We start from the raw sequence: 26,254 nt of genomic DNA, 5'->3' as shown, positions 1-26,254 counted from the left end.
CTGGAGCAGGCCCTGCAGGAAGCCATCAGCTGGATTACGAGCCAAGATGCGCGCAACTGGTTTGACCACTGCGGCTACCATACCCAATGCCTGCAATGAGGGGTAAACCGTTCGCGAAACCGCTATAGTGCCCCGGCGGCGCAGGTCGAGCAGCCAGTAGCGCACCCGCTTGGGCGAAGCGGCGCGCAGGGTGGCTTCGTACCCTTGTCGTACTTCTTCTAGGCTAACCTGGCGTAGCCAGCGGCCGAGTAAGGTGCCCAGATCCTCGCGCAGGGTAAGCTCTACGATATCGGCAACGGGAATAATAGTGGGCATAGCGAGTAGTGAAGGCGAAGAGCGGATGATTCCTGAAGCTTGGACAAGTAAGATAGACAATCCGGGAGGGATATAAAAGCCTGAATTCCGGCATAACGCCTTCTGCTCAAGTTACCTGCTGCCGGGTAAGACGCAACGGATTATACCCGCCGCCCGGTCTTTGTCGAAATGACATAGTAGTGCCAGATTGAGTGCATAGGCTAACTATCTACATAGCTCGGCCTACGTGCAGCCCCGGCTTTCGGAGTACCTTTGCCGCGTTTCCGACTTCGCTACGTTTTATGGCTGCTGATACTTCGCTTACGCCCCACGACCCCTACGCGGCGCTACGCCTGCCCGAGTTTCGCCGGTTGATTTCGGCCCGCGTTTGTATGACTGTGGCCACCCAGATTCAGGGTGTGGTAGTGGGCTGGCAGATGTTTCAGATTACAAAAGACCCATTGGCCCTGGGGCTGATTGGCCTGGCGGAGGCTATTCCCAGCATTACGGTTTCGCTGTATGCCGGACACGTAGCCGACTCGGTGCGGCGCAAGAATATCATCGTGGCCGCAGTGACCCTGCTGGCGCTGTGTTCGGTGGCGCTGTGGCTGCTGAGCCATTCGGTGGGCTCGTGGCTGTTGGCGAAAGACCAGTTGTATACGCTGCCGCTGTACGCGGTTATCTTCGTGAGCGGTATTGCGCGGGGCTTTCTGGGGCCGGCACTGTTTTCTTTTATGCCGCAGCTGATGCCCGACCGGGAGCGACTTGCCAACGCTATTACCTGGAACAGCACAACCTGGCAGGCGGCGGCGGTGCTGGGGCCCGCCATTGGAGGCCTGCTGTTTGCCAAGCTGGGCATTGCGGTTGCCTACGGCGTGGATGCGGTGCTGATGGTGGCCGCCCTGTTGCTGTTCGTGACCATTACGGGCCGGCCCTTGCCGCCCTTGGAAGGGGAGCGGCTGAGCTTGCAGGAAAGCATCCTATCGGGCGTGAAGTTTATCTTCAATAACCAGATAGTACTGGCCGCTTTGTCGCTGGATTTGTTTGCCGTGCTTTTTGGCGGCGCGGTGGCTCTGCTGCCCATTTTTGCATCCGATATCCTAAAGGTTGGGCCCGATGGCCTGGGTTACCTGCGGGCCGCGCCAGCCGTGGGCTCGGTGCTGATGGCCGTGGCCCTGACCTACTTTCCCCTGCGCCACCACGCCGGCCGCAAGCTGCTGTGGGCGGTGGCGGGGTTTGGCTTGGCAACTATTGGCTTTGCCGTATCCACTAACTTCTGGCTGTCGATGGTGCTGTTGTTCATGACGGGCGTGTTCGATTCGGTTTCCGTAATCGTGCGCTCTACTTTGATCCACACCTTTACGCCGGAGTACATGAAAGGGCGCGTATCGGCCGTCAACAACATCTTCATCGGTTCCAGCAACGAAATCGGGGCCTTCGAGTCGGGGGCGGCGGCCAAGCTGATGCGCGTGGTGCCCTCGGTCGTGTTTGGGGGCATGATGACTCTCGTGGTGGTGGCCGTAACGGCCTGGCGCGCCGACAAGCTTCGGAATCTGGATCTGAGCCCGAAACAAGCGGAGCCCGTGGCCTAGCATATGTATGTGAGAAAAAGCTAGTCGAAACTCTATATAGTGTAGCTTTGCCTCCTGATGGTGCCCTTTCCCGGCAGCTTACGGCTTAGCGGCCACCCCGCGCTATGGCTACTTCCGATGCTCCAGACGCAGTAGAAGCCCGGCTCGCCCACCTGCGCGACACCGACGCGGAGGCCTTTATGGAGCTGCTGTTCAAGGAGTTCTATCGGCCGCTGGGCAACGTGATTCAGCGGGTGGTGAAGGACAAGGAAGCCACGCAGGATTTACTGCAGGACGTTTTTCTGCGGGTTTGGAACGCCCGTGACACGCTCGTCATCACGACTACCTACCATGCTTACCTATACCGGGCGGCGCTGAATGCCGCCTTGCGCTACGCCGACCGGGGCAAGCGGCAGGTAGCCTGGGACGACGCGCCGGTGGACAAAGAGCCGCAGGTCGATAATGCGCTGCACGCCCTATATCAGCGGGAAGCCGAGGACTCGGTGGAGGCCGCGCTGGGGCTGCTGCCGCCCCAGTGTCGGGTGGTGTTCACCATGAGCCGCTACGATGAGATGAGCTACCAGGAAATTGCTGATACGCTCGAGATTTCGCCTAAAACCGTGGAAAACCAGATGGGCAAGGCGCTGCGCATTATGCGGCAGCAGCTGAGCGGGCTGCTCAAAAACCTGTATTCCTTGCTGCTATAGGCTGCCGCGAAAAAATAAGTTGTGGGCGCGTAGGGGTGAAGGCAGGGTTACGGATCAGACAGAAGAAAGCATCCTTCTTCTGACCTGAAACCTTACCAACGGCTATGAAAAACCTGCACTACCTCTGCCTGCTACCGCTGCTCCTGCTCTTGGCGGGCTGCGACTGCGACGACATTTTTCCGGATAAAGTAACCGGCAGTGGGCCGGTAGCGGCCGAAAACCGCGCCGTGCCCGGCTTCTCCCGCCTCGACCTGGCCGTGGATGCCGAGCTATACCTCACGCAGGGGCCCACCCAAACCGTGCGCGTGGAAGCCCAGCAGAACATTCTGGATGTGCTGCAAACCAACGTGAGCGGCGAGCGGCTGTCCATCAGCTTTGGCCGGGTGAGCGTGCGCCGCCACGATCCTATCCGCATCTATATCACGGCTCCTTCTCTGACGGGCGTATCCCTGTCGGGCTCGGGCAGGATAGTGGGCCAGAATGCGTGGCGGGTGCCGGCGCTAAGCGTCGGCTTGTCGGGCTCGGGCAGCATCGACTTGAGCGTACTCGGAGTGCAGAGCCTGGACGCTGATATTTCCGGCTCGGGCGCGGTGCGGCTGGCCGGCGACGCGGCCCGCTGCCAGGTGCGCCTGAGCGGCTCGGGCGCGGTAGAAGCGTATCCGCTCACTGTGCAGGCCGCCGAGGTGAACATCAGCGGCTCGGGCAGCACCCGCCTGACAGTACCCCAGAGCTTGAGCGCCACCATCAGCGGATCGGGCACGGTGTATTACAAAGGCCGCCCTGCCCTAACGGTGCGCACCTCCGGCTCCGGCCGCGTCGTCGACGCGAACTAACGCTGGCTGTCGTCGACGCTACCACCGCTTATGTATACAGGCCAGCCACTGGTGCCTTGCGCCGGGCCGGCCTTTCCTCTTCCGAAATCTCCTTTCGCTATGGCATTTGCACTTCGACTATTTCTGGGATTCCTGTGTTTGCTGCTGCCCGCCACGGGGGCCCTGGCGCAGCAGCCGGCCGGCCGGGCCGCTGACCCCAACGGTAAAGTAACCGTGAGCGGCTACCTGAAAGACGCGGCCAACGGCGAGGCGCTGGTGGGCGCTACGGTGGTAGTGAAAAGTCTGGGCATTGGCGCTACCGCCAACGAATACGGTTTTTACTCGCTCACGCTGCCCAAGGGTACCTACACGATTACCTACACCTTCGTGGGCTACGAACCGCAAAACACGCCGCTCGTGCTCAGCGAAAACCTGACCCGCTCGGTGCGCCTGGCCACGCAGGGCCTGCAAACCGACGAGGTGCTGGTGACGGGCAAAAAACCCGACGAAAATGTGAAAAGCACCGAAATGGGCACCAGTCGCCTCGATATGAAAACGGTGAAGCTGATGCCCGCACTGCTGGGCGAGGTCGATGTGATTCGCAGCATTCAGTTGCTGCCGGGCATTAGCACGGTGGGCGAGGGCGCGTCGGGCTTCAATGTGCGCGGCGGGGGCGTCGACCAGAACCTGATTCTGCTGGACGAAGCACCGATTTACAACGCTTCCCACTTGTTCGGGCTCTTTTCGACCTTTAATCCCGATGCTGTCAAGGACATTAAGCTAGTGAAGGGCGGCATTCCGGCCCAGTACGGCGGGCGGCTGTCGAGCCTGCTGGATGTGCGCATGAAGGAAGGCAACACCCAGCGCCTGGGCGTGACGGGCGGCGTGGGCCTGATTATGTCACGCCTGGCCGTGGAAGCGCCGATTGTGAAGGATAAAGGCTCCTTCATCGTGGCCGGCCGCCGCTCCTACGGGGATTTGTTCCTCAAATTCGTGCCCGACCAGAAAGACAACCAGGCCTATTTCTATGACCTCTCGGCGAAGGCCAACTACACGCTGGGCGACCAGGACCGGGTGTATATTTCGGGCTACCTGGGGCGCGACGTATTTGCCTTCGGCAAGGATTTCAAGAACACGCTGGGCAACCGCACCGGCACCGTGCGCTGGAACCACGTGTTCAACTCGCGGCTGTTTGCCAACGTCACGGGCTTGGTCAGCAAGTACGACTACGGCCTGGGCGTGCCGGAAGGCAACCAGTCGTTCGACTGGAAATCCAACATCGTGAACTACAGCGCGAAGGCTGATTTCAACTACTACCGCACGCCCCAAAGCACGCTTAACTTTGGCGCGGGCGCTATTTACTACACCTTTCTGCCGGGCCGCGTGACGCCCATTTCCGCGAATTCCATCTTCCGCACCATTGCCCTCGACAACCAGCGGGCGGTGGAATACAGCGCCTACCTCGACAATGAGCAGACGTTTTCGCCCCGCTTGTCGGCGCAGTATGGCCTGCGGCTGAGCATGTTCGACTACATGGGTTCGGGCAGCACCGTGTATGAGTACGAAGGACCCAACGGCTGGCAGAAAACCCCGGTCAACCCCCGGCAGTACGCTGCCGGTAAGCTCATTAAGCGCTACCCGAACCTGGAGCCGCGCGCCTCGCTGCGCTACTCGCTCAACGGCCATAGCTCGCTGAAAGCCAGCTATAACCGCATGGTGCAGTATATTCATCTGGTGTCGAATACCACGGCTTCGTCGCCGCTGGACGTCTGGACGCCGAGCACCAACAACATTAAGCCCGAGCACGCCGACCAGCTGGCCGTGGGCTATTTCCGCAACTTCAAGGATAACGCCTATGAGGCGTCGGTGGAGGTGTTTGGCAAGCGCATGGACAACCAAATCGACTACATCAACGGGGCCAATACGCTGCTGAACCGCTACCTGGAAGCCGAGCTGCTGTATGGCCGGGGCCGGGCCTACGGGGCCGAGTTCTACGTGAAAAAGAACGAAGGCCGGCTGACGGGCTGGGTGAGCTACACGCTGAGCCGTAGCGAGCGGCAGATCAACGGCATCAACAACAACGAGTGGTACGTGAACAAGTACGACAAGACGCACTACCTCTCGGTGGTGGGCATCTACACCCTCACGCCGCGCTGGACGGTGTCGAGCACCTTCAACTACAGCACCGGCATTGCCACCACGTTTCCCGACAGCCGCTACGTGTACCAGGGCCTGGTGATTCCGAACGTGAACGGCGACGTGCGCAACAATTACCGCGTGCCCGCCTACCACCGCCTCGACCTGGCCGCCACCTACGAGGGCAAGCCGGACCCAAGCCGCCGCTGGCACAGCAGCTGGACGTTCTCGGTGTATAACGCCTACGGCCGCCGCAACCCCTACAGCATCTATTTCCGCCAGAACGCGGATAATCCGGCCAAAACCGAGGCCGTGCGTCTGGCCGTGTTCGGGACGGTGCTGCCCTCAGCCTCTTACAATTTCAATTTCTAAGCCCCGGCCCGCTGGCCTTTACATACCTGTCTCATGAATCGTATTGCCACCTTTTTTTGCGCCGCCTGCCTGTTGCCGCTCGCCGGCTGCCTCGATGTAGTGCCGGTCGATATTCCGGAAGGCAAGCCGCTGCTGGCCGTGGAAGGGGAAATCACCGACCAGCCGGGCCCGTACTACGTCACGCTTACCAAAACGGCTCCTTACTTCGATGAGGCCGAGCTGCCACGCGTGCGCGGGGCCGTGCTGACGCTGGAAGACAGCGAAGGCCAGCGCGAAGTGCTGCGCGAAGTAAGCCCCGGCCGCTACGCCACGAGCACCGTGCGGGGCAAAATAGGGAACCAGTATGTGCTGACCATCCGGGCGGAAGGGGAGGAGTACCGGGCCGAAACCGAGATTCGGCGCACGCCCGAAATTGATAGTGTCCGGGCCGAGTTTCGGGCCAAAACCAGCACCCGGAACGAAGGCTATTACATCCTATACTACGGCGAGGAAACGCGGGGCGTGGGCGACTACTACCAGTTCAAGGTATTTCACAACGGCCGCCGCCTCAACCAGCCGGGCGACCTGATTGTGACCAACGACGAAATGGTGGATGGCAACTACATCAACGGCGTGGAGCTGACGAATGAGGAAGGCGTGGGTGGCGTGTTCAAAAAAGGCGACAAAGTGCGCGTGGAGGCTCTTTCCATCACCCGCGACTATTTCTACTTCCTGAACGAGATGGTAACCCAGATCAACAACGTAGGCCTGTTTTCGACGCCACCCGCTAACGTGCGCACCAACGTCCGCAACGTGGTGGCCGGCTCCGAAAAAGTGGCGGTGGGCTACTTCGCCGGCCACACCGTGCGCACCGACTCGCTGGTGATTGAGTAGGCCGCGCATTCTGCGACAACGTGCGAGCCGCGCGCGTTTGGTAGTCGTAGCGGAAACTGAAAACGGACACTCGGTAGCTCCTCAACACCATCCGTTATAGATTGCCGCAGAAATTGTGGATTTTGGGCCACCATTTCCCCGGCCTGGCTTACTTGCTTAGGAGTTGCGCCGGTCGTTTTTCTGATTGTTTCATCCTGCATGTCTACTCTCCACTCTGAGTCTGAGGCGCCCTGGGAATTGCTGGCCAAACACTTGGCCGGCGAAGCCACGCCCGACGAGCTGGAGCGGCTGCGGGCCTGGGTCACGGCCGACCCCAAACGGCTGGGCCTGCTCACCGATGCCACCCGCGCCTGGGAGCGGGCCGGGGCCGCGCCGGTAGCCGAGCTGTTTGGAGCAATGGAGGTGGAGGCCGCCTGGCAGCGGTTCCGGCCGAAAATGATGGCACCCAAACCAGCAGCAATGCCCCAGCTGCGCGTAACCCGCACGGAGCCCGCCGCCGTAGCTGAGCCGGCGACGGAGCACACCGTTATTCCGCTGCGACCCCGGGCGCTGCCTGCCCTGCTGCGGGTTGCCGCCGCTATTTTGCTGCTGGTTGGGGCCGTATATGCGTTTCGGGCTTATCGGCGCGAGCTGCTGCCCACGCCGCCCGTAGCCGTTTCGGCCGGTGCCCAAAAGCGCCTGGTGGCGTTGCCTGATGGCAGCCAGGTGTGGCTCAACAAGCATTCTACCCTAACGTACGCGGCTGAGTTCAGCAGCCGTGCGCGGGAGGTACAGCTCACGGGCGAAGCATTTTTTGACGTTCGTAAAGACCCGCAGCGGCCCTTTACGGTGCTGAGTGCCGCCACCCGCACCCGCGTGCTGGGTACTTCTTTTAACGTGCGTGCCTACGCTGCCGAAGACTCGGTGGAAGTGTCGGTCGTGACGGGCAAAGTGGCGTTTGCCAGTCGCCGCTACCACCAGGACTCGGTGCTGCTCACGCCCGGTATGCGCGGCGTGCTGGCCGTGTCGGCCCGCGGCACCGTTCCGGCTCCGGTGCGCCAAACGGCTACTGCCGATGCCAACTTCCGGGCGTGGCAAACCGACGAGCTGGTGTTCGATAATGCTTCCCTCAGCCACGTCGTCCGGACGTTGCGCACCACGTTTGGCACCACCATCCGCGTGTCGGATAACAGCTTGCTGAACTGCCGCTTCACCGGTACTTTTCATCAGCCCGATCCGGCCCAGGTACTGCAAGTCGTGAGCCTGGCTACCAATGCAACCCTGACCGGCAATACCGTTGATGGGTTCCTGCTCGACGGTAAAGGCTGCGAGTAGCCCACAAGTGGGGCCCGCCTGAGTAGCCGCGCTGCTTTTTCAGTACGAACGGCTGATGACCAGCTGTTTTTCTCCTCACATCTCCTCATTTCCGCTCCCATGCGGTACGTCGTTTGTCTTGCCTTGTGCGTGTGGCTGTGGAGTGGCAGCAGCCAGGCCCAATCCTCGTCGGCACTGCTGGCGCGGCGGGTGCGGGTGGTGGCTACCAATATGCCGCTGCACCAGGTGCTGCGCGATATAGCGCGGCAGAGCGGGGTGTCCTTTAGCTACAGCAGCACATTTATTCCGCTGCAAAAGCGCGTAACCCTCCACACAAAAGACGCTCAGCCGGTAAGGGAAGTGCTCAAACAGCTATTCCAGAACCGGGGCGTTTCCTACCAAGTTATCGGCGGGCAAATCGTGCTGTGGCGCACGGGCGAAAACCCGCCTGCGGTTCCCCCTTCTGCACCAGCAGTAGTCCCCACATCGGCGGCTGCCGCCCGCCCGCCCGCCGCCGTGCTTGCGACGAACCGAAAAACGGCGCCTCCCACTGCGGCAAGCCTGCGAAGCGCGAAACCACCAATAGCAGCCGTAAAATCATCGACGCCGGCTGCTGGCCCGATGAAGAAAACGGCTGTTCTCACTCCCCCCAAGCGCCCTATTGCTCGTGCTGCCCCACCAGTCAGCTCACCCAAAGCAGCTGCACCAGCACTTGCCGGACCCAATCCGGAACCAGCAGTAGCCGTTGCTGTGCCTCGGCCCGCGCCATCATCTGCCGACTCGCTCCCCTCGCGCCCGGCGGCCGTCGATAGTACCACCCAAGAAACAGACTCAGCGTTGGCCCGCCTGCGGCAAAAGGCCCGCACCACGGCCCAAGCTGCTACCAACACGCTGGCGCGCACCGCCCGGCAAACCGGCCGCACCCTGAATAAAGGCGTAACGGAAGTAGCCGGTGGGGCCCGCGCCGTCCTCGATTCGGTAGCCGTGGCCGCCAGCGGGCTGAAGGAGCCGCTCCAGAACAGTGCCCGACGCCTGACCAGAGCCGGCCGGCGCGATACACTGGCGGGGCAGGTGGTGGCGGTACGGAGCGGCTTGCCGGCCCGCGATACGCTGCTACAGCCGGTGCCCATTGCCGCGCCCGCCGTTCGGAGCCAGACCTACGACCGACGTCGGTGGCAGATATCGTTTGTGGCACCGCTGGGTACCAACTGGCTGCGCAGCGGGCGCAGCATCAACACCATTTCCCTGAACGCCTTGGCCGGCTACTCAGCCGGGGTGCGCGGCGTCGAGCTGGGCGGCATCCTGAACGTGGTGCGCGACACGATGCAAGGTGTGCAGGGCGCGGGTATTGCCAACGTTATCGGCACGGAGGTGAACGGCATTCAGGGCGCGGGCGTCGTGAATGTGGTGGGCGGCTCGGTACGCGGCATGCAGGGCGCGGGCATTGCAAATGTGGTGCGCGACGATGCCCGGGGCATTCAGCTGGCCGGCATCGTCAACATCGTGGGCGGCGCGGCCCGCTCCGACTTGTCGGGCCGACCGACCTGGGTGCGCCAGCTGCTGGGGCTGCCCCGCCTGCTGGCTACCGACTCGGCGGCCCGGTACCCAGGGGCTCCCAGTGCTTCTTCCCTGCCGGGTTCGTTGCTACAAGCCGCCGCCGTGGCCAACCTGACCGGCACTGATATTCGGGGCCTGCAGACGGCTACGCTACTGAATACGGCCCGCCGTGTGCGGGGGCTGCAGCTAGGACTGGTGAACGTGGCCAAGCATGTACATGGTGTGCAGTTTGGCCTGATCAACATTGCCGATTCGGTGGAGGGAGCCACGCTGGGCATCATCAACATTGTGCGGCACGGCTACCTGCACGGCGAGGTGTGGGCCAGTGAAACGCTGCCGCTAAATGCGGCCCTGAAGCTCGGTGTGACGCGCTATTATACCATTCTCTCGGCCGCTACCCAGCCCTTCGGTACCCGTATTCATTGGGCTACCGGCTTTGGTATCGGTACGGCGAGCCGGCCGCACGGGCGCTTCTCCTGGAACCTGGATTTGCTGGACTGGTACCTGCTGAAGCAGCCGGGCACGGCGGGCACGCTGCTTTCCTACACCCAGCTGCGGCCCTCCCTAACGTGGCAGATAGAGCCGCAAGGCCACCTCGGGCTGGTGTTTTCGCCCACCCTAAACATGGGGTTGTATGAGAACGAAGGCGGCGGCACGAGCTCCGACTTCGGCAAAAATCAGCTGCTGCTGCTCGATACGAAATCGGGCCGCACGCTGGTGCGGCTGTGGCCAGGCGTGCAGATTGGCCTGCGGTTTTAGGTGCCAGACTTATTCCTGAAGCAAAAACGGGTCATGAGATGTGGTCGTCATGCTAAGCATGACGTTCTTTTTCGTTGTTGCTACTTCAGCAACAAGGCTGATAGGTGCGTATTCGGGGAAAGCCGGGCCTGGCAATGTCGTCAGGCTATTTGCTCTTTTCAGTACACCAGTCACGCACTTGCGCTACCGGCTTACTTTCTGCGCTGCTGCGGGCCTCGACGGTTTCTGCAGGCTGGTGCGGGGGTTGGAGCGCGGCGTCGGAGCTATGGCCAGCGGGGCGGGCCTAGCGTGTTCGCCCAGCCAGGTCTGCATCACTTCCAAAGCCTTCGGTGAGAAGTTGGGGTGCTGCTCCCCGTTCACCAGCGGCCACTCCGCTTGGTCGGGCTGAAACGAGTGGTTGACCCCTGCAACTTTATGTGCCGTCACTTTACGGTTGCCGGCCGACTTCAGGCCTTTCTGTAGAATCGAGAGGTTTTTGTTGGCTGTCACCTGCAAATCCTCGTTGCCGTTGAGGGCCAGCACCGGGCAGTGCACTTCGCCCAGCTTCGCTTTGGGGTCGAAGTCGAGGTAGTAGCGGTACCAGGGCGAGGTGAGCTGGGCGGCCCGGGCCCGGGCCATCGTCGGGTCGATATCGGCATTGTTCAGCCGAATCATGGCGGCTACCTTGCCCCGCGCCTGGTTGTTGTTGGGCGTTTGCCGGATGATGTTGATCATCTTGTCGTGCAGCTTCAGCGCCGCGTCTACCTGGGTGGAGTTGGCCCCGATCATGCGCATGATTTCCACCTGCTGCCGCCGCAGTATCTCGTGGCCCGGCATGCCGTAGCCAGCCAAAGAAACTACAAAGTCGGGCGACTTGAGCTGCGTAGCGGCCAGCAAGGCAATGTTGGCGCCTTCGCCATGCCCAATCATGCCCACTTTCTTCTTGTCGATCCGGTAGTGGGCCCGCAGGTAGCCCATAGCGGCCTGCGCGTCGGTCACTAGGTCGGCGGTAGTGGCAATGGCATAGTGCCCATCCGATTTGCCCACGCCCCGGTCGTCGTAGCGCAGCACAGCGATGCCGTGGCGGGTGAGGTAGTCGGCCAGAATGCCAAACATGTGGTATTCCTCCTGCGACGCGTCCCGGTCCTGGGGGCCCGCGTCGGAGACCAGTACCACGGCCGGAAACGGCCCGTTGCCGGTGGGCATGGTCAGAGTAGCGCCCAGACGCAGCTTGGCGGCTTTATTGGGCACAATTACTTCTTCCAGCTTGTAGGGCAACGCCGTTTTAAACGTCGGAGCGCTTACCACCGACGCCGTAGCCTGCACGAACTCTATTGGCTCCTTCAGGCCCGGCTGCTCCCAGGTGCCCGCCATCGATTTGCCGTCCGGGTTGAGCTTGCCGGTGAAGCGGCTGGCCGCCTGCTCAATCTTGAGTACCACATCCTCCTTTTTCAGCTCTACCGCCACCGGCATCCGGCTTATTTTCTGCTTGGGGACATCCAGGGCCGCGTAGTAGGTGCCACCCGTCAGGGGCACGATGGTGATAATCAAATCGAGGCTGCCGCCGGGTACTTTCAGCTGGCCTTTCCACTGCCCGTTCAGCGGAGAGGGTTCCACGCCAGCCACGCCGGCCCGCGCTGTGGTCAATGGCAGATAAAAAACGAGAAATATGAGACTCAAGTGGTGTAAATATTTCTTCATAAAGTACTGTTTGTAATCGACTCTGAGAGGTGTGGGCGTGAAAAAGGTCCCGAAAATACCAAACTTATGGCACACCGTCCACAGAAGATTCATAAGCTGAACTGTGGAATGCAGGTAGCATGGTCGATTGTGTTTCGGAGCGCTGCAATGGTCACTTTCCAGAGAAAATAACTGGTTCTGCGCCGCTGGAATTTCCGTTTCCAGTACTTACATCCACTGAAGCTGTTTAGAGAGTCAAAAGGCCGTCATGCTTCGGCAAGCGGACGCCAGATGAGCAGGACCGTCAAACTATTCTTTAAACAGCTTCCAAGGAATCTCATACTCAGGTACCATGCTGGTAGCGCCGTGGCCTCTTTTCGAACGTAGCCTGCTGCCAGGTACGGCCAGGCGTGCAGCTGCCGCTATTTCGCCTGTGCCAAAGAGGAGGTGTGCCAAGCTCTAATGGAAGTACTTGCTCTTCAGCCTCCTTCTGACAGAAGCTGGCAATGGCTGGCCTCGTTGGTAAGCATCGAGCAGCGTAGCCTCCTTTTTGGCACTGAAGCGCACCAGCTTGCCGATACCGACGCCGGCTGCTGTGCCCGACAAAGCCAGCCCGATAGGATTGGTATCGAGTACGAAGAGGGCAATTGCGGGCAGAATCGAATAGCTGTTTAGGCGGACGTATCCCCAGCCGCCTGCCCGCCGCCGTGTGAAAAGCGCCTTGATGGCCTGCGCTGTGTCGGGGGCGACGCTGGTGCTACTCGCTTCCCTTGTGGCCGGAAGCGGCTTGGCGTGCGCGTCCTGCGCGGCAGAGCGTCTGCTGAAAGCGAGGAACAGCAACGCAATGATGAGCATTCTCATGGGCAGTGGTAAGTATGATGGTGATGTTCTGCCAGCAGCCATCGACGCAGATGAGGCTGGTAAAATGATGAGAAGAAAGCGCCAATCATAGCTGGAAGGCGCTTCTCATACGCATGCTCAAAAGTAGAGGGCAGGCCCGCTGCCGATTATGATAAATGTCATTTTCGGCTGGCCTCGCAGGCCCGGCGGTAAGCCTACGGTAGCGCTGAAACCATGCTTGCGCTTCAGCAACGGGCCGATAAAAGGCCACTAACTTTTGCCGGATACAACAAATCTGCCTGCCTGCGCCGTACCTTCGGCGGTCTAATTGCCGCGGCGGAAACCTTCCCGGTTGCTTCGGCTGTTTCAGCTTTCTATGGCCAAAGAATCTTTACAAGTAGCAGCTCCCGCCGCCGACCCGATTGACCAGCTCGACCCGCGCGAGTTCATTCTGATCAAGAATGCGCGGGTGCACAACCTCAAAAACCTGAGCGTGGCCCTGCCGCGCAATAAGTTTATCGTCGTCACGGGCCTGTCGGGCTCGGGCAAGTCGAGCCTGGCCTTCGACACGCTGTACGCGGAAGGCCAGCGCATGTACGTAGAGAGCCTAAGCTCCTACGCCCGCCAGTTTCTGGGCCGCATGGACAAGCCCGACGTGGACTATATCCGGGGTATTTCGCCGGCTATTGCCATCGAGCAGAAGGTCAGCATCAAGAACAACCGCTCCACCGTCGGCACCAGCACCGAGATTTACGACTACCTCAAGCTGCTGTTTGCCCGCGTGGGCCGCACGTTTTCGCCCGTCAGCGGCGAGCAGGTGCGCAAAGACACCGTGGCCGACGTCGTGGACTACCTGTTCGGCCTGGCCGATGGCACCCGCGTGATGATATTGGCTCCGCTGCTGCCCTCCGAAGACGGGCGCCCGATGAGCAAGGAGCTGGACTTGCTGCTCCAGAAGGGCTACAGCCGCGTGGTGGTGAACGGCGACGAAACGGCCTTCATCGAAGACCTGATCGGGGAAGGCAAGCCCGAGGTGAAAGGCGACGTGTACATCATGATTGACCGCGCCGTTATCCGGCCCGGCGACGAAGACCTGCAGTTCCGGCTTTCCGACTCGGTGCAAACCGCGTTTTTTGAGGGCCACGGCACTTGCCTCATTCGGCTGGACGAGGAAACCCGTACGTTCTCCGACCGGTTCGAGCTCGACGGCCTGGTGTTCGAGGAGCCCAACGTCAACTTTTTCTCCTTCAACAACCCCTACGGTGCCTGCCAGACCTGCGAAGGGTTCGGCTCTGTATTGGGCATTGATGAGGACCTCGTTGTTCCCGACAAAAGCCTGACGGTGTACGAAGGAGCCATTGCGCCCTGGCGCACCGATAAGCAGAGCGAATGGCTCAAGCCGCTGCTCAAAAACGGCATTCGCTTCGACTTTCCCATTCACCGGCCCTACAATGAGTTGAGCGAAGCCGAGCGCACCCTGCTCTGGAAGGGCAACAAGTACTTCGACGGCCTCGACGACTACTTTAAGTGGGTGAGCACCCAAACGCACAAAATCCAGTACCGGGTGCTGCAAAGCCGCTACCGGGGCCGCACTACCTGCCCCGACTGCCGGGGCACGCGCCTGCGCAAAGACGCGCAGTACGTGACCATCAGCGCGCAAAGCATCACCGATATTGTGCTGCTGCCGATCAGCAAAGCCCTCGATTTCTTCGAAAACCTGGCCCTTTCGGAGCACGACATGAAGGTAGCCGAGCGCCTGAGTACCGAAATTACCAACCGGCTGGGCTACCTGCACCGCGTGGGCCTGGGCTACCTGACCCTGAACCGGCTGAGCAGCACGCTTTCGGGCGGCGAGTCGCAGCGCATTTCGTTGGCTACTTCGCTCGGCTCGGCTCTGGTGGGTTCCATGTACATTCTCGATGAGCCTAGCATTGGCCTGCACCCCAAAGATGCCGAGCAGCTGATTGGGGTGCTGCGCTCCTTGCAGAAGCTCGGCAATACGGTGATTGTGGTGGAGCACGAGGAGAAGATGATGGAGCAGGCCGACCAGATTATCGATATCGGGCCCGAGGCGGGCACGGGCGGGGGGCTGCTGATGTTCCAGGGCACGTATCCGGAGATTCTGAAGAACACGACGACCTACACGGGCAAGTACCTGAGTGGGCTGATGGAAGTGAAAGTGCCCCTGATTCGGCGGCCGTGGCGCAACGCGCTGGAAGTAACCGGGGCGCGCGAAAACAACCTGAAAAACGTCAACGTCAAGTTTCCGCTCGGCGTGATGACCGTCGTGACGGGCGTATCGGGCTCGGGCAAGTCGACGCTGGTGAAGCGCATTCTGGCCCCGGCCGTAGCCAAGCAGCTCGGCGGCGGCGCGGGCGAAGCCACCGGCAAGTTCGACCGCCTGATGGGCGTGAACGGGCAGGTGTCGCACGTCGAGTTCGTCGACCAGAACCCCATCGGCAAGAGCAGCCGCTCGAACCCGGTGACCTACGTGAAGGCCTACGACGCCATCCGGACGCTGTTTTCGGAGCAGCCGTTGGCCAAGGCCCGGGGCCTGAAACCGTCGCACTTCAGCTTCAACATCGAGGGTGGCCGCTGCGAGGTGTGCCAGGGCGAAGGCCAGGTGAAAATCGAAATGCAGTTCATGGCCGATATCTACCTGACGTGCGAAAGCTGCGGCGGCCGCAAGTTCAAGCAGGATATTCTGGACGTGAAGTTCCAGGAAAAAGGCATTGATGACGTGCTGAACATGACCGTGGCCGACGCCGTAGAGTTCTTCAAAGGCCAGCCCAAAGTAGCCGAGCGTCTCCGGCCGCTCGACGATGTGGGCCTGGGCTACATCCGGCTGGGGCAGTCGGCCAATACGCTCTCGGGCGGCGAGGCCCAACGCGTGAAGCTGGCCAGCTTCCTGACCAAAGGGGCCACATTACAGCAGGATAAAATCCTGTTCATCTTCGATGAGCCCAGCACCGGCCTGCACTTCCACGACATTGCCAAGCTGCTCAAAGCCCTCAATGCGCTGATTGAGCAGGGCAACTCGGTGCTCATCATCGAGCATAATATGGACATCATTAAGTGCGCCGACTGGCTGATTGACCTGGGGCCGGAAGGCGGTACCAACGGCGGCCACCTGCTGTTCGAGGGCACGCCCGAGGAAATGCTGGCCCACCAGGACACCAACCACACGGCGCGTTTCCTGGCCGAAAAGCTGTAAGCCCAACTGGCTGCGTTTTCCGTAAAAACCAAAGGAGCCGCCCCGAAAGGCGGCTCCTTTTTGATTGAAGCGACTATGATACTAGGTGCCGAAGAGCAAATAAAGGTGGGGGAGCCCGAGCCGGGCCAGGAAAATCAGCTGCTCAGCAGCACGGCCAGCAACCACGAGTTCGAAGTCATGTTTGAGGACGATGGCACCACCGGCTACCTCTATGCCCTGCGCAACGGCGAGGAGCTGGAGATTCTGGATGCGCTGCACATCTACAACGTCGAGGATGTGCAGGACCGGGGGGCACCCGTCACCGCCCAGATTTTTTGGGACGAAGCCCAGAGCGCGGCGGTACTCATTATTGGCGGCTATTGCCACGCGCTCTACGACTTTCAGCGCCGGATGGGATTTTGCCGCAACGCCTTTCCGCCCGCGAAAAACAACCAGCCCGGCTCCCGCGAGCTAACCGATGAGCTGGTCGAGAAATATTTCGCGGCCTAGTGAGAGCCTGGGCAAAAACCTTGGTTCAGGCCGCCGTACGTGCGCTTTTTATGGGTTTTGGAGTTGCCCTACAAGTACGCTAAAGCATAGCTGGATAGGCGGTCATGCTGAGCTTGGCGAAGCATCTCTACCGTTTCGTAGGAGTCGTTCAACGAAGCGGTAGAGATGCTTCGACAAGCTCAGCATGACGTTCTCTGGACTTCCTAAACAGCTTTATCGTTTTTTGCCTAAAACGGGCGGAAATCTGAGCCGTTTATTATTTCGTAAAATTGCCCTACAACCCACCCTGGCAGGCGGCAACTCCCACATTTCCGCCCCTGCCGCTACTGTATGGCATCTGCTGATACGACTATTCGACTGCGCACTGCTGCCCCCGCTGCTACCCGGCGTTGGCTGGCTGCCCTGAGTATCCTAGGCAATATTGGTCTGAATTACTGGGCCAACACGCATCCCTTCAATGGGCAAACGATGGGAGCCGTATCAGCTAAATATCCAACGCTACTGACCCCGGCGGGCTATGCCTTCAGCATCTGGGGGCTTATTTTCCTGGCTCTGACCATCTACGCCATCTGGCAGCTGCTGCCGGCGCAGCGGCATACGCGTTTGCCCGATGTGGTGGCTCAGCCGCTCACGGTGGCCAGCGGAGCCACGGCTGCCTGGGTTGTGCTGTTTGCCTACGAACTCATCGAAGCCAGCGTGGCCATGATGCTCGTCATTCTGGTCGCTCTCATCGTCGCGTATGGGCGGGCTCATCGGCAGGTATTGGCGCGCAAAGCCCCGCGCTGGACCAGCATGCCGTTGGCCCTGTATCTGGGCTGGATTTCGGTGGCCTCGGTCCTCAACATCACCATTGGCCTGCGGGAGCTGGGCTGGCAGACGCCCACCAATATCACCGTGCTGCTCACGCTGCTGCTGCTGGCATTGGTAGTGGGCCTGGCGCTGGTAATCAGCAACGTGAAGTATGAAGTGGTCTTTTCGGCGGCGGTGGTGTGGGCGCTGGTAGCCATTTGGGTGGCGCGGCGAGTCGAATACTCGGAGCTGGGCTGGGCGGCGCTGGCCGGCGCGGTGGTGGTGGCGGTGGGCAGCGCGGTATTGGGCCTGCGCAAGCGGCACAAGCGGCACAAGCGCATCCGCTAGCTGGGCCGCAGGCCGCTCGGACGAATTGTCGTTTCTTTGCGGCGAAACGATTCATCTCCCTCCCAATCCTCCTCTATGCGTAAGAATATCGTTGCCGGCAACTGGAAAATGAACATGACCTACCAGGACGGCCTCGCCCTGGTTTCGGAAATTACGAATATGGTAGCCGACGAAACGCTGGCCGCCAACGTGGAAGTGGTGCTTGCGCCGCCCGCGCCGTTCCTGCATTCCATTGGTAAGCTGCTGGTCGCCGGCGGTCCTATTCACTTGGGAGCCCAGAACTGCCACCAGAAGGAGAGCGGTGCCTACACCGGCGAGGTTTCAGCAAAGCAACTGCACTCGGTGGGCGTGGAGTACGTGATTCTGGGCCACTCCGAGCGGCGGCAGTATTTCCGCGAAGACGATGAGCTGCTCAGCCAGAAGCTGAAAGCCGTGCTGGCCGCCGGCCTGAAGCCCATCTTCTGCATCGGCGAATCTTTGGAGACGCGCGAAGCCGACGAAACATTCGAATATCTGGCGGCTCAGCTCCAGAATGGCCTGTTTCACCTTTCCAACGAGGAGTTTGCGCAGGTAGTGGTAGCCTACGAGCCCATCTGGGCCATCGGCACCGGCAAAACGGCTACCAGCCAGCAGGCCCAGGAAGTACACGCCTTCATTCGGGAGCAGATTGCCCGCGCGTACGATGCCGAAGCAGCGCTGAATACCACCATCCTCTACGGCGGATCGGCCAATGCCCAAAACGCCCGGGAACTGTTCAGCCAGCCCGACGTAGATGGCGGCCTCATCGGTGGCGCCTCGCTCAAGTCGCGCGACTTCACCGAGATTATTAAGTCGTTCTAGGCACTGGGGACCGTAGGAAAAAAGAACCTCTTGTCGAGCAACGCGAGACATCTTGCGTGTTGACGTATGAGTAGTCATCCAACGACCGCACGCGAGATGTCTCGCGTTGCTCGACATGACGTTCAAAAAGCATTCAGGACTACTTTTTCGATTGCTGTCCACGCGCCCTAGGCACTGGGGACCGTAGGAAAAAAGAACGTCTTGTCGAGCAACGCGAGACATCTTGCGTGCTGACGTATGAGTAGTACTCCTCAGACGCAAGCACGCAAGCTGCTCCGCCTGCGCGGACACCAGATCAAGCAGGTCGGGCTTGGTTTTCGTTTCGGCAGTATTATGCGCCGTGCAGAACGTAGACCTGGGTGTTAGCCGTAGTGCTGGCAGCATCTTTGCCAACACTTCCTTTCCGAGCTACGCACTACCTTCTGAGTTCTCTACGACATGCTGATTTTCCTACTGTTGTCCGGCTTGCTGGCCCTGAATCCCTTCCGGGCCGCGCCCCGCGTGCCCTTCGTAGCGGCGACCGTTGCGCCCGTCGGCTCCATCGATCCGTGCCGGATTTATGGCTCCATTTACCTGGAAACCGACCCCGTCCGGCGCAGCTACTGCTTTGCCACGGTGTATCTGGAACCCGAGGAAGCCTTCGCCGACTTGCTGGTGTACAAGGAAGACAACAAGCTGTTTGCCGACAAAGCCGGATTCTGGTACCAAACGCCCACCCGCGACTTCGCCGACTACATGCTCTACGTGACCGACAACCGTGCCCTGGCCGACTTTTACATTCATTACACTGATTCCCGCTCGTTTGCCGGCTGCCGCAAGCAGTAATAGCTTCATCAGACACAAAAAAGCCCCTTCCGAAACTACGGGAGGGGCTTTTTTGCTTTGAGAAGCTAGCCACATTACGCTAGCAGCTTCAGGTATTGGCTGTGGGTAGGGCGGTGCGGCGGGCATTTGTTGGCAACGGGGTGGAGCGTGCAATGATAAAGCAGCCCGCGCTGCTGGTAGCAACTAGCAAGCGTGGCGCTAACTCCCGGGCGGTGGGAACCGCCGGAGCACCAGCCGCTGTTGCGCAGGACCGCCGATAAGAGGCTGAGTTGCTGTTCGCCGGTTTTTTCGTGCGAACTTGCATCTTAACCCGAGAGGCACCTTTCGCTTCTCCCGCCTCAACGACTATTAAGATGGATTTTGTAGAAGTACGCGTACAAGCCCCCCGTGAATTAGCTGATATTCTGGTAGCCGAGCTGGCCGAAGTGGGCTACGATACCTTCGAGGACAACGACGAAGGATTTTGTGCCTACATCGGCGAGGGCGACTTCAACCCCGACGCCGTGGCCGAGGTGATGAGCCGTTACGAAGGCCTGGGCGAGCTGGGCTACGAGCACCGCGTGATTACGCGCCAAAACTGGAATGCCGAGTGGGAAAAGAACTTTCAGCCCCTCATCATTGCCGAGCGGGTGTCGGTGCGGGCGCCGTTCCACGAAAAGCCGGAGGGCCTGGACTACGAAATCGTGATTATGCCGCGCATGTCTTTCGGCACCGGCCACCACGAAACCACGGCCCTTATGATTGAAAACCAGCTCGACAACGACCACCAAGGTCTGCGGGTGCTGGATATGGGCTGCGGCACGGGCATTCTGGCCATCATGGCCGTGCACCTCGGGGCCCGCGAAGTGCTGGCCGTGGATGTGGAGCCCTGGACGGTGGAAAACGCCGCCGACAACGCGGCCGAAAATAACTGCACGAATATTGAGTGCCGGCTGGGTGGCGTCGAAGTACTGGAAGGCGAAGCGCCTTTCGATATCATTCTGGCCAACATCAACCGCAATGTGCTGCTGGAAGACATGCACGCCTACGCAGCCTTGCTGCCGAAGGGGCGTCCTATTTTATTCAGTGGCTTTTACCAAGAGGATTTATCCAAGATTGAAGCCGAGGCGACCAAACACGCATTGGTCTATCAGTCACACCGAACCAAGAATAATTGGGTTTCGGCGATTTTCACGAAATTGTAGCCGTCGTACCAGGTCTTGACGGAAAAAGTATGAAGCAACTTGCTTTTGGGTGGCTATGCGCGGTGGTGTTGAGCCTAAGCGTACCGGCCTGGGCCCAACAAACCAAAACGCCACCTTCCAAACAACAGCCCGCTGCCCCGGCGGCTCAGGCGCTGCCGAAGTTTACGGGCAAGCTGTCCAAGGAACCCGCGCAGTTTATCATCGATGTGCAGTCGATGATGGCGACTACCAATAACGCGGCTTCCAAGGCGGCCGGGGCGCGCCTGCAGCAACTGTGGGCCAGCAACAAGCTCACGGCTACCCAGCAGGGCCGCATCGTGGAAATTTCGCAGCAGATGCTGTTACGCAAGTACAAGCCCCGCCCGGCGATGGAAGGCTTCTACACGGCCATTACGGCCGGCGCCACCGTGCAGAACTTGTCCGACAAGCAGATGGACGAGTTTCTGGAAGTGGTGGTGAAAACCGTGAACCGGGAGACAGTAGCCAATGCCGAGAAGTTTCTGATCAGCGCGGGCCAGTTTCTGGATACCAAAACGCTCTACAAATCCCGCTACAACACGCTACGGGTCATTGGCGGCACGTTCAGCTTCGCCTACAACGAGGTGGATATGCCCCAGCCGACGCCCGCGCCCCGGCCCGCGCCGCCGGCCGCTGCCGTAGTGACCCAGCCGCTGCCAACCACGCCCGGCAAGCCCGCCCCCAAGCCGGCGGCTCCCAAGAAAAAGAAGAGTGATGGCTGGGATACGGCCGACGTGTGGGACACCGGCGGCGGCTGGGGCAACGACGGCTGGGGAGCCCCCAAGAAAAAGCCGGTAGCCAAAGCGCCGGCCAAGGGTACCGCGCCCATTAAAGAACCCGAGCCCGAGCCGGTATTTGAGCCTGCCCCGGCCTATTACGATTCGTATGTAGCGCCGCCCACGCGCGGGCCGGTGCTGCTGGTGAAGGATGCCGACCTATTTATGGCTACCGCCGGCGACTCTATTTTTCTGCGCAAAACCAGTGGCGTAGTAGTGCCCGGCACCAACCGCTTTATCGGGCAGGGGGGACAATACGTGTGGTCGGTGAAGCAGAATCTGGTGACGGCCGACTTCGTCAACTACGATTTCGACATGGGCAAAGCGGAAATTACCGCCGAACCGATTACGCTGACGTATCCGGCCGTGCTGGAAGCACCTATTCAGGGCGCTTTCTCTTATAAGAGCGTGAAGAAAAAAGTAGGGGCTACCGATACCGGCTACCCGCGCTTCATTTCGCTCACCAACGATGCCCGGGTCAAGAATATCGGGGAAAATATTCGCTACTTCGGCGGCTTTTCCCTGGCCGGCGCCCGCACGCTCAGCGCCTCACTCGATGGCAGCCTCTCGCGCATCATCGTGGACGTGGATGGCAAAACCAAGTTTCGGGCGTCGTCGCGGGCGTACCTGCTCGGTGACACGCTGATTTCGGCCGACCGCGCCGCCGTCACCATCTTTCAGGACAAGAGCGACTCGCTGACGCACCCCGGCGTGAAGCTGCGCTACTCCAAGACCCGGCAGGTGCTGCAGCTGGCCCGCGAAGACGGCCTGTATAAAACCACGCCCTATACTGACTCTTACCACCAGATGGAAATTGCGACGGAGCTGCTGACCTGGCCGCTGCGTACGCCCTACATCAACCTGGCCATTCTGACGGCGAAAAACCAGGTGACGGCTAACTTCGAGTCCAAGGAATTCTACACCAATACCCGCTACCAGCAGATCAAGGGCATCAACAAGCTGCACCCCTTGCAGCTGGTGGTGGGCTATAGCCAGCAGAACGGCAACGCCAAAACCTTTTCGGTGCAGGATGTAGCCCAGGCGCTGAAGGTGAAGGAACCCAACGTGCGCTCGGCCGTGGCGGGCCTGGCCAAGGATGGCTACGTGCAATGGAATCCGCAGACCGAGCAGATTGTGCTGCTGCCCAAGGCCATGCACTACGTCAACTCGTCGCGGGGCAAGAAGGACTACGACCACATTGCTATTCGCTCGTTGTCGCCTTCGGGCAAAAATGCCACGCTCAACCTGGCCACCAACGACCTGATTGTGCGCGGCGTCGACCGGTTCAACTTCTCCGACGACTCCGTGACGGTGTTCGTAAAGCCGGACAGCAGCATCATCCGGATTCAGAAAAACCGGGCCGTGTTGTTCAACGGCACCGTAGTGGCCTCCGCGTTTATTTTCAAAGGCAAGGAATTCCGCTTCGACTACGACGGCTTTTATGTCGATCTGGTCAAGATTGACTCCATCATCGTGAAGGGCAAGGGCTCGAAAGGCTCGGTGATGAAGGCCCGCAAGGATACCGACTTCACCCTGACCAACAAGAAAAAAACCTCGGCGGGTCGCCTCTATATCAACGCGCCCAACAATAAGTCGGGCCGTAAGCGGCTCGGTGCTTTCCCCTCGTTCGATGCTTCGACGGGTGCCTATGTGTTTTTCGACAAGCCCGAAGTACTTGGTGGAGCCTACGACACGACGGTGTACTTCGATATTCCGCCCTTCAAGATTGACTCTCTGAACAACAAAAACCGCTCGGCGGTGGGCTTTAAGGGGACGTTCGTTTCGGGCGGCATCATGCCGGAATTCAAAACCAAGCTGAGCCTGCAGGACGACGGCTCCCTGGGCTTCGTGTACGATGTACCCAAGGAGGGCTTCCCTGTGTATGGCGGCAAGGCGCGACTGTTCAACAAGGTGATGATGAGCAACCGTGGTATTCAGGGCATTGGGGAGGTGAAATACCTCACCGGCGACCTGTTCAGCGACCAGTTCATTTTCTACCGCGACTCGGTGGTGACGGTCGGTAAAACGGCGACCATCGCGCAGGGGCCGCTCAACGGGGTCGAGTTTGCCAAAGTATCGCTGCTGCCGGGCTACCAGATGAAGTGGGTGGTAAAAGCCGACTCGATGTACCTGAGCACCCAGCGCGACGGCCAGCCCATGAAGTTTTATGCCGGCGACTACACCTACAAGGGCACGGCCATTCTGACGCCCGGCGGCCTCTACGGCGACGGCCGCATGGAAGGGCCGCAGTCCTTCATCCGCTCGCCGCAATTTGTGTTTAAGCCGACCAGCTACGCCGGTAAAAGGTCGACGCTGAATATCAAATCGGCGGAGGCCAACAAGCCGGCGCTGACGGCCAACGAGGTGGCATTCAACTACAACATCAGGCAGGGCTTCGCCGACTTCTCGCGGGAGGAGGGCAGCAAGGCCAGCATCGAACTGCCTTACACGGAATACCGCACCACGCTGAGCGGCGGTAAGTGGGACTTCAAGAAAAAAATAGTGCAGATGCGCGTCGCCGCCGGGGCCGACTCGTCGCGCTCCTACTTCTACTCTACCAAGCCCAGTCAGAAAGGGTTGAAGTTCCGGGCCAGCACCGGCCAGTACGACCTGAGCCGCTACCGCCTCGTAGCGGGTGGCGTGCCCTACATTGCCGCCGCCGACGCCTGGATTGAGCCCGACAGCAACAAAGTGTACGTGCTGGCCGGGGCCCAGATGCGGGCTTTCCAGAATGCGCGCATCACGATGGACACGCTGGCCAAGTACCACAACCTGTACAAGGGCGAAATCAAGGTGCAGTCGCGCACGGCCTTTATGGGCAATGCCTTGTATAGCTACAAGAATGCCTCGGCCGACTCCTTCGCCATTAAGTTTACCAACTTCGCCGTCGACTCGGCCGCCGTAGCCAATGCCGGCAGCCGCAAAAACAGCGGCGGCAAGGGCGGCAAAGGCTTGCTTAAGAAGAAGGACGACGACACGCCGTTTGCGCCGCCTACCACGGCGGTGGCCACCATTCAGGCCACCGACAAGTTTCACCTGGCCCCGCGCATTGCTTACCGGGGCGCCGTGAACCTGAACTCGCAGAAGCGCGGCTTCACCTTCGACGGGCAGAGCCGGCTGGAGTTCAGCAAGCAAACGGCCTCGGCCGAGTGGTTCTCGGTGCAGGACAGTATCGACCCCAAAGGCATCCGCATCAAGCTGATCGAGCCCAAGTCGGGCGACGGCACGCCGATGGTGTCGGGCCTGTTCCTGTCCGATGCCTCCTCCAAGGTCTACCCGCTGTTTGTCGCTACCAAGCCCGGCATCACCGACATGAATATGTTTCAGGTAGACGGAGCGCTGAGCTTTGATGCCAAAAAAGGCAACTATACCATTACCCGCAACGACCTCTCGGACCCGAACATCTACGAGGGCAGCGTGATGACCTTCCACGACTCGACGTCGGCCATGGACTTCCGGGGCAAAATCCAACTCATCAACTCCAACAAGGACTACAACCTGACGGCGGCGGGCCTGGGCTATGCCAAGCCCGACAGTGGTATCTACAAGCTGGATACGTTCATGACGCTTGATATCAACATTCCCGAAAAAGCCGTGGAGGCTATGGCGGCCGATATGGCTACCAACACCAAAGGCCTCTCGGAGGCCCTGGACGGCTCCCCGGCGCTGCTCTACAAGATGGGCGAGTTTGTGGGCAGCAGGGCCGTGCAGAACTACGTCGACCGCAAGGGCGGCTACACGCCGCTGCAAAAAGTGTCGGCCAAGTTCCTGCACACGCTGGTACTGAACAAGGTCGAGCTGCGCTGGTCCGATAAGTTCAAGGCCTGGTACTCGGTGGGCAAAATTGGCTTGGTGAGCGTCGGCAAAAAGGACATTAATGCCCTGATTGACGGCTACATCGAAATCAAGAAGGAAGCTACCGGCGACGCGGTGGAAATGTACCTCGAAGCCGAGCCCCAGACCTGGTATCACATCCGCTACTCCAACAACGTGCTGCTCACCAAGGCCCAGCACGGCTCCTACGACGAAATCATCGGCTTCAAGGCCAAGGGTGACTACAACACGGCCACGGAGTACGGCTTCTACCTCGGCGACGAGCAGGAGAAAGAGCTCTTCACGCGGCACTTCCGCAAAGACTACCTCGGCGACAACAGCAAGCCCAAAGCCGCTGCCGCCCGCCCCGTGAGCGAGGGCAGCTTCGACTTCATGGAAGACAAGAAAAAGAAGAAGAAGGCCAAGGATGACGCTGCTCTCGAGGAAAGCACCCAGCCCGCCGCCGACGCCCCGGTAGAAGAAACCAAAAAGAAAAAGAAGGATAAGGATGCCGCCGTGGATGCCGCCACCACGCCCGACCCCGCTGCCGACATGCCCACCGAAGACACCGGCAAAAAGAAAAAGAAGAAAGACGAAGTAGCCGACGAGGCCACGCCGCCTACCGACGCACCAGTCGATACCGGCAAGGACGCCGCGCAGCTGAAAAAGGAAGAGGAGAAGAAAGCCAAGGAGGCCGAAAAGCTCAAGAAAGAGGAAGAGAAAAAGGCCAAAGAAGCCGAGAAAAAGAAGAAGAAAAACGAGGACGACCCCTTCGGCGACTCCTAAGCTTCTCAGTTCTTCTCATCGCAACAGCCCCGCCCGGTATCCGGCGCGGGGCTGTTTTTTGGGGTAGAGTCCGGCTTAGAACGTGTTTGGGATTATACTTTTCGCCTCATGCTGAGCGCAGTCGAAGCATCTCTACCGCCAAAGTAACCTGATTACCCTTGCGGTAGAGATGCTTCGACTGCGCTCAGCATGACGGAGTCGGTGTTTTTGAATAATCCCAAACACGTTCCTAGAAATCAGAACGTCATGTCGAACGGCGTGAGACATCTCGCGTGCTGACGTTGCCAAGGTAATCTGAT

Annotated in this window: 17 protein-coding genes; 14 read left to right on the top strand and 3 right to left on the bottom strand. The window is 60.1% G+C overall.

Going from position 1 to position 26,254, the window contains the following annotated elements; translation table 11 throughout:
• Positions 1–315: hypothetical protein (locus E5J99_RS14630; protein ID WP_135498557.1), on the bottom strand; the 315-nt coding region annotated here is incomplete at its 3' end.
• Positions 316–596: 281 nt separating this feature from the next.
• Here E5J99_RS14630 and E5J99_RS14625 point away from each other — a divergent pair.
• The 7 genes from E5J99_RS14625 (at position 597) to E5J99_RS14595 (ending at position 10,374) form a co-directional block, all read left to right on the top strand.
• Complete coding sequence (locus E5J99_RS14625; protein WP_135498556.1) at positions 597–1,886, top strand: MFS transporter; 1,290 nt, start codon at positions 597–599, stop codon at positions 1,884–1,886.
• 104 nt (positions 1,887–1,990) lie between these two features.
• Positions 1,991–2,572: an RNA polymerase sigma-70 factor gene (locus tag E5J99_RS14620; RefSeq protein WP_135498555.1), complete on the top strand. Its 582-nt coding sequence runs from the start codon at positions 1,991–1,993 to the stop codon at positions 2,570–2,572.
• Positions 2,573–2,676: 104 nt separating this feature from the next.
• Positions 2,677–3,405, top strand: a complete 729-nt coding sequence (locus tag E5J99_RS14615) for a head GIN domain-containing protein (RefSeq protein ID WP_135498554.1) — start codon at positions 2,677–2,679, stop codon at positions 3,403–3,405.
• Positions 3,406–3,504: 99 nt separating this feature from the next.
• Positions 3,505–5,892 (top strand): TonB-dependent receptor, encoded by a 2,388-nt coding sequence (locus E5J99_RS14610; RefSeq protein ID WP_135498553.1) that lies wholly within the window; start codon positions 3,505–3,507, stop codon positions 5,890–5,892.
• Positions 5,893–5,925: 33 nt separating this feature from the next.
• Positions 5,926–6,765, top strand: a complete 840-nt coding sequence (locus E5J99_RS14605; protein ID WP_135498552.1) for a DUF4249 domain-containing protein — start codon at positions 5,926–5,928, stop codon at positions 6,763–6,765.
• Positions 6,766–6,963: 198 nt separating this feature from the next.
• Positions 6,964–8,079 carry a FecR family protein gene (locus E5J99_RS14600; protein WP_135498551.1) on the top strand — a complete coding sequence of 372 codons (1,116 nt, stop codon included), beginning with the start codon at positions 6,964–6,966 and terminating at the stop codon, positions 8,077–8,079.
• Between the two features lie 99 nt (positions 8,080–8,178).
• A complete protein-coding gene (locus E5J99_RS14595) occupies positions 8,179–10,374 on the top strand; it encodes an LA_2272 family surface repeat-containing protein (protein WP_135498550.1) in 2,196 nt (731 codons plus the stop codon).
• A gap of 183 nt (positions 10,375–10,557) precedes the next feature.
• Here E5J99_RS14595 and E5J99_RS14590 read toward each other — a convergent pair whose 3' ends face one another.
• The gene (locus E5J99_RS14590; protein ID WP_167852149.1) at positions 10,558–12,033 is read right to left on the bottom strand and encodes an alpha/beta hydrolase family protein; all 1,476 of its coding nucleotides are present in this window, start codon (positions 12,031–12,033) and stop codon (positions 10,558–10,560) included.
• Between the two features lie 459 nt (positions 12,034–12,492).
• Entirely contained in the window at positions 12,493–12,888 is a 396-nt protein-coding gene (locus tag E5J99_RS14585; RefSeq protein WP_135498548.1) for a hypothetical protein, read from the bottom strand.
• A 361-nt stretch (positions 12,889–13,249) separates the two neighbouring features.
• Between E5J99_RS14585 and uvrA the strand changes: the two genes are divergently transcribed.
• The 7 genes from uvrA (at position 13,250) to E5J99_RS14545 (ending at position 25,955) form a co-directional block, all read left to right on the top strand.
• Positions 13,250–16,087, top strand: coding sequence for an excinuclease ABC subunit UvrA (gene uvrA / locus E5J99_RS14580; RefSeq protein WP_135498547.1), 2,838 nt, complete (start codon positions 13,250–13,252; stop codon positions 16,085–16,087).
• 75 nt (positions 16,088–16,162) lie between these two features.
• Positions 16,163–16,576, top strand: coding sequence for a DUF2251 domain-containing protein (locus E5J99_RS14575; RefSeq protein ID WP_135498546.1), 414 nt, complete (start codon positions 16,163–16,165; stop codon positions 16,574–16,576).
• 330 nt (positions 16,577–16,906) lie between these two features.
• Positions 16,907–17,713: a tryptophan-rich sensory protein gene (locus E5J99_RS22050; RefSeq protein WP_135498545.1), complete on the top strand. Its 807-nt coding sequence runs from the start codon at positions 16,907–16,909 to the stop codon at positions 17,711–17,713.
• A gap of 75 nt (positions 17,714–17,788) precedes the next feature.
• Entirely contained in the window at positions 17,789–18,553 is a 765-nt protein-coding gene (tpiA, locus tag E5J99_RS14565; RefSeq protein WP_135498544.1) for a triose-phosphate isomerase, read from the top strand.
• A gap of 438 nt (positions 18,554–18,991) precedes the next feature.
• Complete coding sequence (locus tag E5J99_RS14560) at positions 18,992–19,378, top strand: DUF6150 family protein (RefSeq protein ID WP_245319006.1); 387 nt, start codon at positions 18,992–18,994, stop codon at positions 19,376–19,378.
• Positions 19,379–19,731: 353 nt separating this feature from the next.
• Positions 19,732–20,562, top strand: coding sequence for a 50S ribosomal protein L11 methyltransferase (prmA, locus tag E5J99_RS14550; protein ID WP_135498543.1), 831 nt, complete (start codon positions 19,732–19,734; stop codon positions 20,560–20,562).
• A 29-nt stretch (positions 20,563–20,591) separates the two neighbouring features.
• The gene (locus tag E5J99_RS14545) at positions 20,592–25,955 is read left to right on the top strand and encodes a hypothetical protein (protein ID WP_135498542.1); all 5,364 of its coding nucleotides are present in this window, start codon (positions 20,592–20,594) and stop codon (positions 25,953–25,955) included.
• Positions 25,956–26,254 lie beyond the last annotated feature (299 nt).

Source organism: Hymenobacter elongatus (assembly GCF_004745955.1).
Lineage (GTDB): Bacteria > Bacteroidota > Bacteroidia > Cytophagales > Hymenobacteraceae > Hymenobacter > Hymenobacter elongatus.
The sequence above is the reverse complement of the archived record's forward strand: the minus strand, read 5'-3'. Positions and strand labels throughout refer to the sequence as shown.

Excerpts from the sequence above, each read along its gene's own strand:
- E5J99_RS14625 (WP_135498556.1), top strand. The coding sequence starts at position 597 with ATGGCTGCTGATACTTCGCTTACGCCCCACGACCCCTACGCGGCGCTA.
- E5J99_RS14620 (WP_135498555.1), top strand. The coding sequence starts at position 1,991 with ATGGCTACTTCCGATGCTCCAGACGCAGTAGAAGCCCGGCTCGCCCAC.
- E5J99_RS14615 (WP_135498554.1), top strand. The coding sequence starts at position 2,677 with ATGAAAAACCTGCACTACCTCTGCCTGCTACCGCTGCTCCTGCTCTTG.
- E5J99_RS14610 (WP_135498553.1), top strand. The coding sequence starts at position 3,505 with ATGGCATTTGCACTTCGACTATTTCTGGGATTCCTGTGTTTGCTGCTG.
- E5J99_RS14605 (WP_135498552.1), top strand. The coding sequence starts at position 5,926 with ATGAATCGTATTGCCACCTTTTTTTGCGCCGCCTGCCTGTTGCCGCTC.
- E5J99_RS14600 (WP_135498551.1), top strand. The coding sequence starts at position 6,964 with ATGTCTACTCTCCACTCTGAGTCTGAGGCGCCCTGGGAATTGCTGGCC.
- E5J99_RS14595 (WP_135498550.1), top strand. The coding sequence starts at position 8,179 with ATGCGGTACGTCGTTTGTCTTGCCTTGTGCGTGTGGCTGTGGAGTGGC.
- E5J99_RS14585 (WP_135498548.1), bottom strand. The coding sequence starts at position 12,888 with ATGCTCATCATTGCGTTGCTGTTCCTCGCTTTCAGCAGACGCTCTGCC.
- uvrA (WP_135498547.1), top strand. The coding sequence starts at position 13,250 with ATGGCCAAAGAATCTTTACAAGTAGCAGCTCCCGCCGCCGACCCGATT.
- E5J99_RS14575 (WP_135498546.1), top strand. The coding sequence starts at position 16,163 with ATGATACTAGGTGCCGAAGAGCAAATAAAGGTGGGGGAGCCCGAGCCG.
- E5J99_RS22050 (WP_135498545.1), top strand. The coding sequence starts at position 16,907 with ATGGCATCTGCTGATACGACTATTCGACTGCGCACTGCTGCCCCCGCT.
- tpiA (WP_135498544.1), top strand. The coding sequence starts at position 17,789 with ATGCGTAAGAATATCGTTGCCGGCAACTGGAAAATGAACATGACCTAC.
- E5J99_RS14560 (WP_245319006.1), top strand. The coding sequence starts at position 18,992 with ATGCTGATTTTCCTACTGTTGTCCGGCTTGCTGGCCCTGAATCCCTTC.
- prmA (WP_135498543.1), top strand. The coding sequence starts at position 19,732 with ATGGATTTTGTAGAAGTACGCGTACAAGCCCCCCGTGAATTAGCTGAT.
- E5J99_RS14545 (WP_135498542.1), top strand. The coding sequence starts at position 20,592 with ATGAAGCAACTTGCTTTTGGGTGGCTATGCGCGGTGGTGTTGAGCCTA.